Origin of the sequence: Polyangium sorediatum, assembly GCF_029946465.1 — a bacterium.
GTDB lineage: Bacteria > Myxococcota_A > Polyangia > Polyangiales > Polyangiaceae > Polyangium > Polyangium fumosum.
Window position 1 is genome coordinate 22,349 of the sequence record NZ_JARZHI010000092.1, and the last position, 13,212, is coordinate 35,560.

Consider the following 13,212-nt stretch of genomic DNA (forward strand, 5'->3'; position numbering starts at 1 on the left):
CTCGGGGTTCATCCGTCGACGGGTGCGGCGAGCCAAACTTCGAGGTCCGGCGTGGACAGGTCGAGGACCGCATCCACGAGCCGGAGTCTGTTCTCCCGCTTGCCGATCCGCAGGGCCAGGCGCGCGCATTCCTCTGCGGACAACGTCCGCCCGAGGCGCCGCTCGATCAGGCTGGCGGCGACCTCGATATGTCCGAGCTTTCGGCCTTCCTCTCGACCCTCGCGATAGATCCAGTTTTTCATGACGAGCACCCTCGGCAAACAGGAGCGTATCACACGGCGCAGCGTGGTGTCACGCTTGTTGAGCCGAGCCAGTACGGCCATCGCGACCCCCATCTCCTCGAAGCTCTCCGCCGAACTGCCCTCGCGGAGTCTATCGAGGATTCGCCGCATCTTGGCTGGATCCGCGTCCCGGGCGAGCGGCGTGAAGAGCGTCCACAGCGGGCTCGCGGATTCGGCCGCCCTGCGTTCGAGCTCCGCCACCGTCCGCTGATAGACCGGCTCGATCCGGAAACGCACCCCGGAAAAACCCGTTTCCTCGGACGAGGTGCGATACTCCCCCTCCTCGGGCCAGGGGTCGTCCCGACCGGACAGGAGCACGACGACGCTCTCGATGCACGGAAGCCTTTGCGCCCCCTTCGCGCGCGCCTCGTCCCGCAGCGCCATGGCCGTCATCACGTGGTATTCGAAGACCCGCCATGGCAGGTCGCGCGGCATCACGAGCGACCATTCCACGTGGAGCAGCCGCTCCTCGCTCCCCGCCTTGACGAGCAGCGCCCGATCGAGCCGCCGCTGGCGCGAGGTGAGCTGCGTCTCGGACCACGTCGCCGACGTGATCGGCGCGCGTGTCCTTGAAAATGCCCTCGCCAGGGCCAGCGGGAGCTTTTGCGACACGTGGCGCAGGGTCAGGTCGACGTCGTCGTCGCCGTCCTCCTCGTCGTCCTCCTCGCTCCCCGCCATGCCCGGGCCCTGAGCGAGCGCCGTGCCCGACGAGAATCGCAGGGAAACACCGCGCGACGTGATCGAAAAAGCATGGCGCCGCCATGGCGCCCGACCGGCGGCGCCACCTCCCTCGGCATGCTGCGCCGCAACATGAAATTCCTTGACGCCCCTCCCCGCGCCGCCCTACGCTGACCGGCGACTGGCTGCTCGATCCCCTATCGATCAGCTCAGCCCCATTTTACGCCCTGCTGCGGGCGCGCGCCCCCGGCAGGGGCTCGATCTGCCTGCGCGTACCGTTGTGCGCCGCAGCATGACGGAGGACGGAAGTGATGCGAGGATTGTCCGGCAAGAAGGTGCTCATCACGGGGGCGGCGAGCGGCATCGGTCGCGCCACGGCGACGCGGTTTTACGAGGAGGGCGCGGAGCTGCTTCTGAACGACGTCGTGCCCGCCGAGCGCGCCGACCTCGCCTCCGCCTTCCCCGAGCGCATGACCTACATCCCGGCCGACGTCTCGCGCCCCGAGGGCCTCGCCGCCCTGGAGCAGGCCGTGCGCGACAAGAAGGGCATCGACGTCCTCGTCAACAACGCCGGCATCACCCGCGACAAGAGCCTCGCCAAGCTCTCGGCCGAGGACTGGGATCAGGTCATCGCCGTCAACCTCACCGCCGTCTTCAAGCTCTGCCAGATGGCCGCCGCCTTCATGAAAGAGCAGAAGAGCGGCGTCATCCTGAACGCCGCCTCCGTCGTCGCCCATTACGGCAATTTCGGCCAGGCGAACTACGTCGCCACGAAGGCCGGCGTGATCGGCTTGACCAAGACCCTCGCCCGCGAGCTCGGTCGGGCCGGCATCCGCGTGAACGCCGTCGCCCCGGGCTTCATCCTCACCGACATGGTCCGCAAGGTCCCCAAGGAGAACCTCGACGCGATCGCGGGCCAGACGCCCTTGAAGCGCCTCGGCGACCCCGACGAGATCGCCTCGGTCTACGCGTTCCTCGCGAGTGATGACGCCTCGTACATCACCGGCGCGGTCATCGACGTGAACGGCGGCCTCGTCCTCGGGACCTGATCCCTACCGCGCGAAGAGCACGAGCACGTCGTTCAGCATGTCCACGAGCGAGGGCGGCATCCCGCCCCCGCCGAGCGCATCGGCGAACGTGCAGAGGAGCTGACCCAGGCGCCCGCCCCCGGCGTTCGCCGTCAGGACGAGCACGACCCGGCTCAGATCGATCTGCAAGCCGAGGGCCGAGAGCGAGAGCGGCCCGAGCTCGAGCTCGAGGAGCGTGCAGGTCGCGTGCGTGATCGACGCGCCCATCGCGACCCCGATGCTCACCGTCCCCATCACGTTCCCCGCGAGGTCGGTGAGCCGCGCCGTCACCTTCCCGTTCGCGACGAGCTGCCCGCTCTGCGCGGCAAAATGCTCGACCGTCACCGTGCCGGCGAGCTGCCCTGTCACATGGCCGAACACATCCACGACCGAGCCCGTGACCGGCGCGCTCATCCCGTACGCCCCCGCGGCCTTCGCGCCCTGCGCGTCTGCCCCCGCGAGCACGAGCGCGCCTGCGAGACCTGCCACCACCCCGAGGGACGTCCGCCGATCCATGACCGATCCTTTCCGCGTGGCGTGCCGGTGCACACACCGAGGGCGCCGGGCGAGGCACCGGCAACCGGCGTACCGACCCTGCGGGGTCATCCGCGCCGTAGCGGGCGTCCCTAGGAGCTGAGGACGTCCACGAGCGCCGCGCCCACGGCCGAGGCGAACACGACGAGCGTCGCCGGCTCGTCCCAGCGCCGCGCATCACGCGGATCGAGCGCGTGGTGCGTCTCCACCAGCACCGAGGGCATCTTCGGCCGCCGCAGCACGAAGATCCGCCGCTCGGGCGTATGCCTGTCGACGAAGACCCCGGGCTGCTCAGGATCCACCGCGTACAGGTCGCCGTACTCCACGCCCGCGTACGCCGAAAACCCCGCCTCCCGCATCCGCCGCGCCACGGACCGCGCGAGCGCGTGGCGCGCGCCGGCGAGCTTCGGCTCCCCCTCGTCCGACCAGAGCACCGAATACCCCGGCGCCGCCAGGCTCACCACGCATTCGCGGCCGGGCTCGGGGTTCCAGCGCTCGCCCGTTTGACCCCGAACGTCCGAGTGCAGGCTCAAGAACACCTCGGCCCCCCACGCCTCGGCGTCCTCCACGCGGGCCTGGTACGCCACGGGCCCCGGCCCCTCCCGGGCGAGGCGCACCTCGAACGCCCCCGTCGCCCGCAGCTCCGCGGCGAGCGCGCGGCCTGCGGCCATCGTGAAATCCTGCTCCTCCCGGCAGAAACACGACGCGTTGCCGGTGTTTCCCGCCGCGCCGTGCCCCGGATCCACGAAGACCCGCCGCACCCCGAAGCCGGCGGGAAACCGCGGCGTCAGCGCGACGAGCGGCCCGAACGGATCGGGCAGCCGCGCGGCGCGCCCGCCGCGGCTCCGGGCGAGGGCCGTCGTGGCGGCGGCGGCGCCCGCGCCGGCGAGGCCGAAAAGCAGGGATCGACGCGAGAGCACGCCCCTCGTTCGTAGCCGAGCCAGCCCCTCCGCGCCAAGGTGACCGCCCCTCCCGGCGCGCTCTTTCCCTTGCTTTTCGCGGATCCCTCGGGCTATCGCTCGGGAGAGCCCCACGAACGAGCCTCGTCATGCCCTTCGCGCCTCCGCCCCCCCTGCCCGGCTTCCTCGCCGCCGACATGCCCCTGCGCCGCCGCGCCTACCGGCTCGAACACACGGACGACGCCGGCAAGCTCGTGCATTTCGTCGACCATGGCCCGGAGCGGGCGCGCCCGGCGCTCTTCGTCCACGGCAACCCCACCTGGTCGTTCCTCTGGCGCAAGGTCATCGCCGGCCTGCCCGAGCTGCGCTGTATTGCGCCCGACTTGCTCGGGTTCGGACTCTCCGACAGGCTCGCCCGCCTCGAAGACCACTCCGTGGAGCGCCACGCCGCCGCCGTGGCCGAGCTCGTCACGGCGCTCGACCTCTCGGACCTCGTCCTCGTCGGGCAGGACTGGGGCGGGCCGATCGGCGTCCTCGCGGCCTCGCTCGTGCCCGACCGGATCGCCGCCGTCGTCCTCGCGAACACCTCCATCCTCGCCCCGGCGCGCCCGCGGGGCACCTTGTTCCACCGCTTCGCCCGCGTCCCCGTCGTGAGCGACGTCGTCTTCCGGGGTCTCGGCTTCCCGCAGAACCTGCTCGCCATCGCCCAGGGCGATCGCCACTCGATCCGCGGCACCACCGCCCGCGCCTACACCTACCCGCTGCGCAGCCTCGCCGACCGGATCGGCCCCCTCGCCCTCGCGCGGATGGTCCCGGACAGCCCCGAGCACCCGAGCCTCCCGGCGCTCCAGCGCGTCGAGGCCTGGATCCGCGACTTCTCCGGGCCCGTCGCCCTCGTCTGGGGCGAGCGGGATCCGATCCTCGGCAAGGCCCTCGCGCGGCACCAGCGCGTCTTGCCGCGCGCGAGCGTCACGACCACCCAGGCGGGCCACTTCCTCCAGGAAGAGGTGCCCGACGAGATCGCCGCCGCTGTCGAGGACGTCATCGAGCGAATCAAGCGGCGCTAGCAGGAAAGCGCCTCGTGGAGTAGGTTCCCGCGTCCGCGGAGCGGCCACGAGCGTCGCTTTGCCCTGGAGAGCCCACCGTGACGACGACAAGGCGCCCGGAAGAGCGCGAAGAGAGCGCGGCCCAGAACTTCATCCGGGCCATCATCAGCGAGGACCTCGAGAAGGGGCGCCACACGAAGGTGGTGACCCGCTTCCCGCCCGAGCCGAACGGCTACCTCCACATCGGCCATGCGAAGGCCATCTGCACGAACTTCGGCCTCGCCCGCGAGTTCGGCGGCGTTTGCCACCTCCGCATGGACGACACGAACCCCACGACGGAGGACGTCGAGTACGTCGAGAACATCCAGCGCGACGTGCGCTGGCTCGGCTTCGACTGGGGCGACAAGCTTTTCTACGCGTCCGACTACTTCGAGCGCCTCTACGCATTCGCGGTCGAGCTCATCAAGAAGGGCAAGGCCTACGTCGACAGCCTGAACGAGGCCGAGATCCGCGAGTACCGCGGCACGGTGAACGAGCCGGGCAAGCCGAGCCCCTACCGCGACCGCTCGATCGAGGAGAACCTCGACCTCTTCGAGCGCATGCGCAAGGGCGAGTTCGCCGAGGGCGCGCACGTGGTGCGGATGAAGGGCGACCTCGCCTCGCCCAACATGAAGATGCGCGACTGGCCGATGTACCGCATCAAGCGGGCGCACCACTACCGCACGGGCGACACCTGGTGCATCTACCCGCTCTACGACTTCGCGCACAGCCTCTCGGACGCGATCGAGGGCATCACGCACTCGATCTGCACGCTCGAGTTCGACAACAACCGCGCGCTCTACGACTGGTTCGTGGAGAACGTCGACGTGCCCGCGCGGCCGCGGCAATACGAGTTCGCGCGGCTCAACCTCACGTACACCGTGATGAGCAAGCGCAAGCTGCTCGAGCTCGTGAAGGGCAACCTCGTGCGCGGCTGGGACGATCCGCGCATGCCGACGCTCGCGGGCATGCGCCGCCGCGGCATCACGCCGGACTCGCTACGCGCCTTCTGCGAGGAGATCGGCGTCGCCAAGACGAACAGCACCGTCGAGGTCGAGAAGTTCGAGTCCTGCATCCGCGCCGACCTCGATCGCCGCGCCGGCCGCGTGATGGCCGTGCTCCGGCCGATCAAGCTCGTCCTCGAGAACTACCCCGAAGGCAAGGTCGAGGAGTTCGAGGCGCCGCTCTTCCCGGACGAGCCCGGCAAAGGCGGCAGCCGGAAGATCCCGTTCTCGCGGGAGGTCTACATCGAGCGCGACGACTTCACCCTCGATCCGCCGGACAAGTGGTTCCGCCTGGCGCCAGGCCGCGAGGTGCGCCTCCGGTACGCGTACATCGTGACGTGCAAGGACGTCGTGCGGGATCCCGCGACGGGCGAGGTGACGGAGATCCGCTGCACGTACGACCCGGAGACGCGCGAGGGCGCAGCGCAAGCCGGCAAGAAGGTAAAGGGCACGCTGCACTGGGTGAGCGCGGCGCACGCGCGGAGGGCCGAGGTGCGCCTCTACGACCGGCTCTTCCGCGACGAACGGCCAGACCTCGTGGAGGAAGGCCAAGACTGGAAGGCAGGGCTGAACCCCGATTCGCTCGTGACGATCCAGGGCGCCGCCGTCGAGCCGAGCCTCGCCGCAGCCGAGGGCGGGCAGCATTTCCAGTTCGAGCGCCAAGGCTTCTTCTTCGTCGACCCGATCGACGCAAAGCCCGGCGCGCCCGTCTTCAACCGCACGGTCTCACTCAAGGACTCCTGGGCAAAGATCGCCGAGCCGAAGCAGGAGGCGCCGCGGGCGAAAAAGGCCGAGGACAAGCCCGCCGTGAAGACGAGCCCAGAGGAGCGGCTCGGAAAGCTCACGCCGGAGGCAAGGGCGATCGCCGAGGCGCTCGAGTCCCGAGGCCTCGGCCGCGAAGACGCGATCGTGCTCGCCGAGGACGCCGATCTCCGCGCCTTCTACGACCAAGCCGTCGCAGCCCACCCAGGCCCAAAGACGGTAGCGAGCCTCGTCGTGAACGAACTCGCCCGCAAGCTCGACGGCAAAAAGCCAAGCGCACTCCCCTTCGGCGGCGCAGCCCTCGGCGAGCTCGCATCCCTCATCGACGACCGGACGATCACGCCCACCATCGCGAAGGAGGTCCTCGCCGAGATGCTCACGAGCGGCGAAGCCCCACGCGCGATCGTCGAGCGCAAGGGCATGCGCCAGGTCTCAGACGCCTCGGCACTCGAGCCCATCGTGGACAAGGTCCTCGCCGAGAGCCCGAACGAGGTGAAGCGCTACAAGGAAGGCAACACCAAGCTCCTCGGCTTCTTCGTCGGCAAGGTGATGAAGGCATCCAGCGGCAAGGCCAACGCCGAGCGCGTGAACGAACTCCTCCTCGCGAAGCTCGGCTGAGCTAGGGACGTGGCGCCGGGGTTTCACCCCGGACCCCGACCAGGGGCTGTCCGCCCCTGGACCCGGACCAGGCACGGCCTGGACCGGGGGTGGAAGAACTGCGCATCGCGCAGTTCTTCCAACGGGCCCGTGGCAAGACCACGGACGTGGGTTTCAAGCGGGCGACGGGCGTGCTGCCGGCTGAACTTGCGGCGCTGCGGCCTTGGTAGGCAGGGTCGTCGCCGGTCTTGCCACCGGCTGTTCGATGAACTGCGCATCGCGCAGTTCATCGAGCCCGGTCCAGGCCGTGCCTGGTCCGGGGTGAAGGGGGCGGACAGCCCCCTTCTCGGGGTCCGGGGTGAAACCCCGGCGCTACGGCTTCACGAACTTCAGCACGAACCGGTCGCTCGTCCCGCGCTGCTCGCCTGCCTTCGTGGGTGAGGCATTCCAGTCGCGTGTATCCTTCTCGTTGCGCAGGAAATTCCCTTCGCTGGCGAGCTTGAAGCCGGCGCGCTCCACCTCTTCGCGCAGCACCTTCTCCTCGATTCGGTGCGTCGTCTGCGCCTCGGACGTGCCGCTGCCGGCCTTCGCGCTGTGGTCGACGATCCCGTAGACCCCGCCGGAGCGCAGGGCGTTGAAGATGGCCTTGTTCATCTGGTCGCGGTCCGTCTTCATCCAGACCGTGTCGTGATAGAAAAGCACCATCACCACCGCGTCGAGATCCTTTGCCTCGGGCGGCAGCGGGGTGTCGAACTCGCGGTCTACGCGGACCACGTTCTTCATGATGGGCTTCTGGAGACGCTCGGCCCAGGGCTTTTCTGCGAACCGCTCCAGGATGAACTTGGAGTTGCTCGCGTACACCTTGCCTGTCTCCCCGACGACCCGGGCCAGGAGTTCGGCTGTGTAGCCTCCGCCGGCCGCGATCTCGGCGACCTTCATTCCGGGGCGGATGTCGAGGAAGGCGAGCAGCTCGGCGGGCTTGCGACCTGCGTCGAGGGCGCGATCTGCCTCGGCGCGGTCGGGCGCGGCGACGACGGCCGCGATCGCCGCGGGGATGCTCCCGCTCTCGGCTGGCTTCTCGGCCGTGGGCGCTGGGACGGCTTGCGGGGACTCCTCGGCCTTGACCGCCTCTGCGGCTGGCTGCGAGGCGCCGCAGGCGGCGGCGAGGGCGACGAGGGGCAGGAGCACGAGTCCAGAAAGGAGACGCATGCGGCGCACGCTAGCGCGGATGCCGCGCGGCGGTCTACCCTGGGGCCCGTGATCGCCTGGGATTCGCGGTTCTTCCGGAAAAGCTCCCTCTACTGGCCTCTCCAGGACGTGGCGGCGCGCTTCGAGGGCGCGCTCGAATGGCCGGCGGTCGAGGCTGTGGACGCGGCGCTCTCCGAGGCCGCGGGGGTCCACTTTCGTCCGCAGCCGCCGCGGCCCCGTCGTCGCCGCCGCCGCAGGCCGGTCGACCCTTCCTCGCTTTACGACGCTCGTATCCACGTCGAGGGGTGGGTGCCGACGCGCCCTTCGAACTGGCACGATTTCATGAATGCGCTTGTATGGGCCACGTTTCCGGCGGGCAAGCGTGCGCTGCATGCGCGGCAGCACCGGACGGTCGCGGCGCGGCTCGGGGATGCGCCGAAGGCGCTGCCGGATCGGCGCACGCGTGAGCAGGATGGGCTCGCGATGCTCGACGAGGGCAGCTTGCTCCTGCTGGCCGTCGAGGGACGCGTCTCTGCCATCACGGCGGCGCTCGAGGCGCGGGACACGTCGGCCGTGCAAAACGAAATGGCGGAAGGGAGCGCGCTTGCCCTCGTCTTTGGGCATGCGCTGTACGAGAGCCTCTTGCCGGAGGAGCGCCGGTCGATATGGGCGATGGTGGCCCTGCTCCCCTGCCCTGGGCCTTTGCCGACCGAGCGCCGTGCGTGCATCCGGCTCGCGGATGCGCGCCTCGCGGAGCTCATCACGACCCCGGGGACCTTCTCGCAGCCGGAGACGTTCCGGAGCTTGCCGCTCGACGAGCGGGTGCTTTGTGGGGGATCAGTTCTTCGACGCGAGCCAGGCGGCGAGTTCTTCGGGTGACAGATCGAGCACGAGGTCGCCGACCTGCTCGGCGCCGATCTCGCGCACCCGTTCGGCGAGGCGAGCGCGCTCGTCTGCGCACAGGCGCTGCGCGAGCCTTCGTTCGAGCTGGCGCACGAGCAGCCGGAGCTCGCCTTCGAGGAGGCCCTCGGCGTGTCCTTCGGCGAGCCCTTCGGCGTGTCCTGCGGCGAGCCCTTCGGCATGTCCTTCGGCGAGCCCTTCGGCGTGTCCTTCGGCAAAAAACTTACGACCGAGGTCACTTTGGGGTCGGTAGTTCTTCAACATGAGCGCCTCGATGGCCCTGCGTGCAGCCTCGCCCAGGGAGTATAGCACGACATCCATGTAAATCGCCTTGCGATCCGGGTCTTCGATGCCCGCGCTGCCTGCGATGGCGGCGATGGCGACGTCGAGACCGACGTCGGTTCGTCCGTGCGCCATGGCCGAGAGCACCGCAAGTTCCGGCCGCTCGTGCGCGGCGGCCTCCTCGGTGACGACCGGGATGCCTTGCGGCCCGAGGACGAACGGGGTGAGGCGCGCCTCGCCCGGGCCAAGGACGATCGGCCGTGCCAGGCGTGCGGCGAGCGTGGCGTCGTGCGTGACGACGAGCAAGCACGCCGGGCACCGATAGCGCGCCCTTGCGCCGACGACGTAGGCCGGCCAAGCGAAGGATTTGTCCGGGTCCGCGGAGAGCTGGGCCTCGACGAGGATGACGAGGACGGCCTGTCCGTCGAGCAAGAGGACGAGCAAATCGGCGCGTAGCTCGCGTGGGATGACGTCTGCGATGTCGGCGGACTCGATACGCGCTTCGGTGAAGGGCGGGAGCGAGACGGAGAAGACCTCCGCGAGCAGCTCCGCGGCGAGCACGGGGCGGTTGCGGAAGAGCTCGAGGATCGCCTCGTGCGGCAGAGAGGGCACGCGCCCCGGATACGTTTGTCCGGGAAGGCGGTCAAGAAAAACCCGTGGTGCGTGCCTCGCGTCCACGTTGACAGCCGGGCGCGGCTGGGCATCATGGGCACGTCCCCCCGAACCCGTCCGCGCCTCGCTCCGAGGCCGGGAACGAGGATGCCCATGTCGAATCGCCGCACCCGTATCTTCATCGGGGCCTCCCTCGAAGGGCTGCCCGTGGCCCGAGAGCTCAAGCGTGGTCTCGCCGAGGAGGCCGATTGCACCATCTGGGCGCAAGGCGCGTTCTCCCTCGAGAAGCTTTGCCAGGCCTCGCCCGCCATCGAGTACGCTCTCCTCGTGCTCGGTCCCGCCGAGCTTTCGAGCGAGGCCGCCGCGGGGCGGAATCGGCCCCGCGACAGCGTCCTCTTCCAGATCGGCCTGTTCGCGGGGCTCCTCGGCCGCAGCCGCATGCTCCTCGTCCATTCACGGGACGTCCCCCTCGACCTCCCCCCGGACCTCGCAGGCCTCCGGACCGCGACGTTCTCGGACGCCGGCAACCTCGAATTGGCGCTCGCGCCGGTCCTGTCGCTCCTCCGCGGCGGGCTCGAAGGGCGCACCGCGCGCCTCGCGCGGCTCAGCCGCCCGAAGGACACGGCGAGCGCGTCGCCGAAGAAGGCCGAGGCCCCGCCCAAGGACGGGGCCCTCGACGTGCGGGCGCTGATCGAGCGGGCCTTCGAGGCCGAGGACAAGCCGGGCGAGTCGATCGATCCCGACCTCGTCGAGGGGCTTTGGCGGGACGAGACGGACGATACCTCCCTCGTCGTGCGGATGATCGGCGGCGAGATGCGCGCGCCGTATGCGTTCCGCGGCGCGACCCGGCTCACCGGCGAGTTTTTCGGGTGGAAGCTCCACGAGGGCGTGCTCTCCGGCCATTTTCGCTGGGTGCAGCAGGGCATCGAAGGCCGGATCGTCCTGCGGATGATCGGGCTCGATCGGCTGGAGGGCGTGTGGTTTTTCGGGTGGTCCGACCGCGAGATGCAGCCCGAGATCCTGGCGCGCGTCGCGCATCCCATTCGCCTCGTGCGCCAGCGCGCCCCGCGCGAGTTGCCTCCCTGGTCGGAGGAGTTTTTCCGCGCCGCCGAGCTCGTGGCCAACGTGAAGCATTGAGACGGACCACCGCGGCGCGTCATCCACAGGGGGGATGCTCGTGTGCGGGAGCGATGTTCGTCGGGGGACAAGTCCCTCCCCCCAATTCCTGGAGAAAGCGGTCGAGGTGGCGTGGACGTTTGCAGGGCCCTTGACCCGGCGCACGAGCGCGTTCTACCTTCGTAGGTTCGAGGAGGTTCACAAATGAAGCAGGACAGCCGATCGGGTTCACGGGCTTCTTGGGGTCGCATGGGCGCAGCGATGTGCGCGGGTGCGATTGCGGCGACCGCGTTGGGTGCCGCGAAGCCCGCCGAGGGCGGACATCCCGGCGGTGGACTTCCCCAAGGCGGGGTTCCCGCCGCGTTGCAGCGCCTCGTCGACGAGGCGGAGATCGAGAAGCTGACCTATTGTTATGCCGAGGCGACCGACACCATCGGGCGCGGCGATCTCGAAGGTGGGCGGAGCCGTTATCTGCAATGCTTCACGCAGAACGCCGTCGTCGCGGCCTATTACCCCGGCGACGACCCGAACGGCCCCCCCAGCCTGATCTCCGGTCCGTCCGCGTGGGCGGACGTCGCAAAAAACGAGTTCGACACGGCGGGGTACACCTCGACGCAGCACCTGAACGGCAACGTGGTCATCAATGTGCAAGGCAACACGGGGACGATGAAGACGTACCTCCAGGCGACGCACGTCCTCGAAGCGAACAGCTCCGTCGAAGTCGCGCACGGGTGGTACGACGATATCGTCGTTCGCACCCCGCACGGCTGGAAGATCGCCAAGCGCACGCTGCACCTCCAGACGTTCCTGCGCGTCGAATCGCCCTGACGAAGGAAAGCCCCGGGGGGGGCGGGTCGCTGCGAGACAGCAGGCCACGCAGCGCATTGACGAGGGTTCCCTTGCATGTCTCTTTCTCCTGACGAGCACGACCTCAAGTACGAATTCTTCTTCCAGTCGTCCCGGGAGCTCCTTTGCGTGCTTCGCCAAGATGGGCGCATGATCCGGACGAACGAGGCGTTTCGGACGACGCTCGGGTACACGGAGTCATCCCTCGCGGCCGAGGACTTCACCCGGCTCGTGGTCCCCGAGGACGCAGCGCCGCTGCAAGCGTTCCTGCGGGCGAGCGCAGACGACGCAGAGCTCAAGCTCAATGCGAGGTTCGTGCACCGGGACCTGAGCCACCGGTCGCTCGTGTTTTCGCTGCGCCGCCTCGGCGGAAAGGTGTACGGGATCGGCGTCGAGGTCGAAGCGCAGGGCCCCGTGGACGAATGGAAGCGGCGGCGCGATCTGCTCCAGAAGATGCAATCGACGGGGAGGGTCGGAGCCTGGGACGTCGATCTCGCGACGTCGACCCAGTACTGGACCGAAGAGACATACCGGATCCACGAGCTTCCCGTCGGCTTCGATCCGAACGTCGACGTGTCGTTCTACACGCCGGAGCACCAGCCGCTCATCGGGGCAGCCTTCGAGGCATGCGCCCGCGAGGGCAAACCCTACGATCTACAATTGCAGATCATCACGGCGAAGGGCCGTCGAATCTGGGTGCGCACCTCAGGCACGGCGATCATGGAGAACGGGAAGGTGACGCGGGTCATCGGGGCCTTCCAGGACATCGACGACTACAAACGTCGCGAGATGGAGCTCGAGGAGAAGCTCGCCATCATCGAGAAGCAGCGCTCGGAGATCCACGCGCTCTCGGTGCCCATCATCCAGGTGTGGGACGACGTGCTCGCGCTGCCCGTCATGGGCGAGCTCGATCAAGCACGCGCAGACGACATGACAGCGCGGCTGCTCGAAGCCGTCGTGGCCCACGCAGCGCGGTTCGTGATCCTCGACCTGACCGGCGTAGAAGCCGTAGACGAGGCAACCGCCGAGCGGCTCTCACGAATCCTCCGCGCCATCCGTCTCCTCGGCGCCGAAGGCTTCGTCACAGGAATCCGCCCAGGCCTGGCACAAACGTTCATCTCCTGCTTCGGCAGCGGATTCGAAGGCGTGACGACACTCCGGAACCTGCGCGAAGCCATCCAAACCTGCATGCGAGGCAGCACACGGCGGCCGGCCGGTCGAGCAGCGCACGCCAAGGGAGTGTGAAGCGCGGAGCTGGGGCGTTGCCCCAGGCCCCACCAGGGGTTGTCCACCCCTGGACCCGGACCAGCGAGGCGCTGGACCCGGGTCGATGAACTGCGCGGTGCGCAGTTCATCGAACG

Annotated in this window: 12 protein-coding genes; 7 read left to right on the forward strand and 5 right to left on the reverse strand. The window is 69.1% G+C overall.

The annotated features are described in order from the left end of the window. Nucleotides 1–8: 8 nt before the first annotated feature. On the reverse strand, nt 9–959 hold the full coding sequence (locus tag QHF89_RS45030; RefSeq protein ID WP_136972893.1) for an RpnC/YadD family protein: 951 nt from the start codon (nt 957–959) through the stop codon (nt 9–11). 311 nt (nt 960–1,270) lie between these two features. Here QHF89_RS45030 and fabG point away from each other — a divergent pair, with 311 nt between their 5' ends. Continuing rightward, nucleotides 1,271–2,008 (forward strand): 3-oxoacyl-ACP reductase FabG, encoded by a 738-nt coding sequence (gene fabG, locus QHF89_RS45035; RefSeq protein ID WP_136972894.1) that lies wholly within the window; start codon nt 1,271–1,273, stop codon nt 2,006–2,008. Nucleotides 2,009–2,011: 3 nt separating this feature from the next. On the opposite strand, the gene QHF89_RS45040 is transcribed toward fabG, so the two are convergent. Both QHF89_RS45040 and QHF89_RS45045 read right to left on the reverse strand, forming a co-directional pair. Further along, the gene (locus tag QHF89_RS45040; RefSeq protein ID WP_136935564.1) at nt 2,012–2,542 is read right to left on the reverse strand and encodes a hypothetical protein; all 531 of its coding nucleotides are present in this window, start codon (nt 2,540–2,542) and stop codon (nt 2,012–2,014) included. Nucleotides 2,543–2,652: 110 nt separating this feature from the next. After that, nucleotides 2,653–3,480, reverse strand: coding sequence for an N-acetylmuramoyl-L-alanine amidase (locus tag QHF89_RS45045; RefSeq protein WP_136972895.1), 828 nt, complete (start codon nt 3,478–3,480; stop codon nt 2,653–2,655). Nucleotides 3,481–3,608: 128 nt separating this feature from the next. Here QHF89_RS45045 and QHF89_RS45050 point away from each other — a divergent pair, with 128 nt between their 5' ends. Together QHF89_RS45050 and QHF89_RS45055 are read left to right on the forward strand one after the other, a co-directional pair. Continuing rightward, nucleotides 3,609–4,526, forward strand: a complete 918-nt coding sequence (locus QHF89_RS45050) for an alpha/beta fold hydrolase (protein ID WP_136972896.1) — start codon at nt 3,609–3,611, stop codon at nt 4,524–4,526. A 77-nt stretch (nt 4,527–4,603) separates the two neighbouring features. After that, on the forward strand, nt 4,604–6,928 hold the full coding sequence (locus QHF89_RS45055; RefSeq protein ID WP_136972897.1) for a glutamine--tRNA ligase/YqeY domain fusion protein: 2,325 nt from the start codon (nt 4,604–4,606) through the stop codon (nt 6,926–6,928). A 351-nt stretch (nt 6,929–7,279) separates the two neighbouring features. Here the strand turns inward: QHF89_RS45055 and QHF89_RS45060 are convergent, their stop codons facing one another. Further along, entirely contained in the window at nt 7,280–8,116 is an 837-nt protein-coding gene (locus tag QHF89_RS45060; protein WP_136972898.1) for a class I SAM-dependent methyltransferase, read from the reverse strand. Nucleotides 8,117–8,164: 48 nt separating this feature from the next. On the opposite strand from QHF89_RS45060, the gene QHF89_RS45065 reads away from it, so the two are divergent. Further along, nucleotides 8,165–8,974: a DUF3025 domain-containing protein gene (locus QHF89_RS45065; protein WP_284721777.1), complete on the forward strand. Its 810-nt coding sequence runs from the start codon at nt 8,165–8,167 to the stop codon at nt 8,972–8,974. Here the strand turns inward: QHF89_RS45065 and QHF89_RS45070 are convergent. After that, on the reverse strand, nt 8,933–9,889 hold the full coding sequence (locus QHF89_RS45070) for a hypothetical protein (protein WP_136972899.1): 957 nt from the start codon (nt 9,887–9,889) through the stop codon (nt 8,933–8,935). The two genes, QHF89_RS45065 and QHF89_RS45070, sit on opposite strands and share 42 nt — an antisense overlap. 153 nt (nt 9,890–10,042) lie before the next feature. Between QHF89_RS45070 and QHF89_RS45075 the strand changes: the two genes are divergently transcribed. From QHF89_RS45075 to QHF89_RS45085, 3 genes are all read left to right on the forward strand, one after another. Further along, nucleotides 10,043–11,026, forward strand: a complete 984-nt coding sequence (locus QHF89_RS45075; RefSeq protein ID WP_284721778.1) for a TIR domain-containing protein — start codon at nt 10,043–10,045, stop codon at nt 11,024–11,026. A gap of 183 nt (nt 11,027–11,209) precedes the next feature. Continuing rightward, the gene (locus tag QHF89_RS45080) at nt 11,210–11,833 is read left to right on the forward strand and encodes a nuclear transport factor 2 family protein (RefSeq protein WP_136934969.1); all 624 of its coding nucleotides are present in this window, start codon (nt 11,210–11,212) and stop codon (nt 11,831–11,833) included. A 75-nt stretch (nt 11,834–11,908) separates the two neighbouring features. After that, nucleotides 11,909–13,096 (forward strand): PAS domain-containing protein, encoded by a 1,188-nt coding sequence (locus QHF89_RS45085; protein ID WP_136972901.1) that lies wholly within the window; start codon nt 11,909–11,911, stop codon nt 13,094–13,096. The last annotated feature ends 116 nt before the right edge of the window (nt 13,097–13,212 follow it).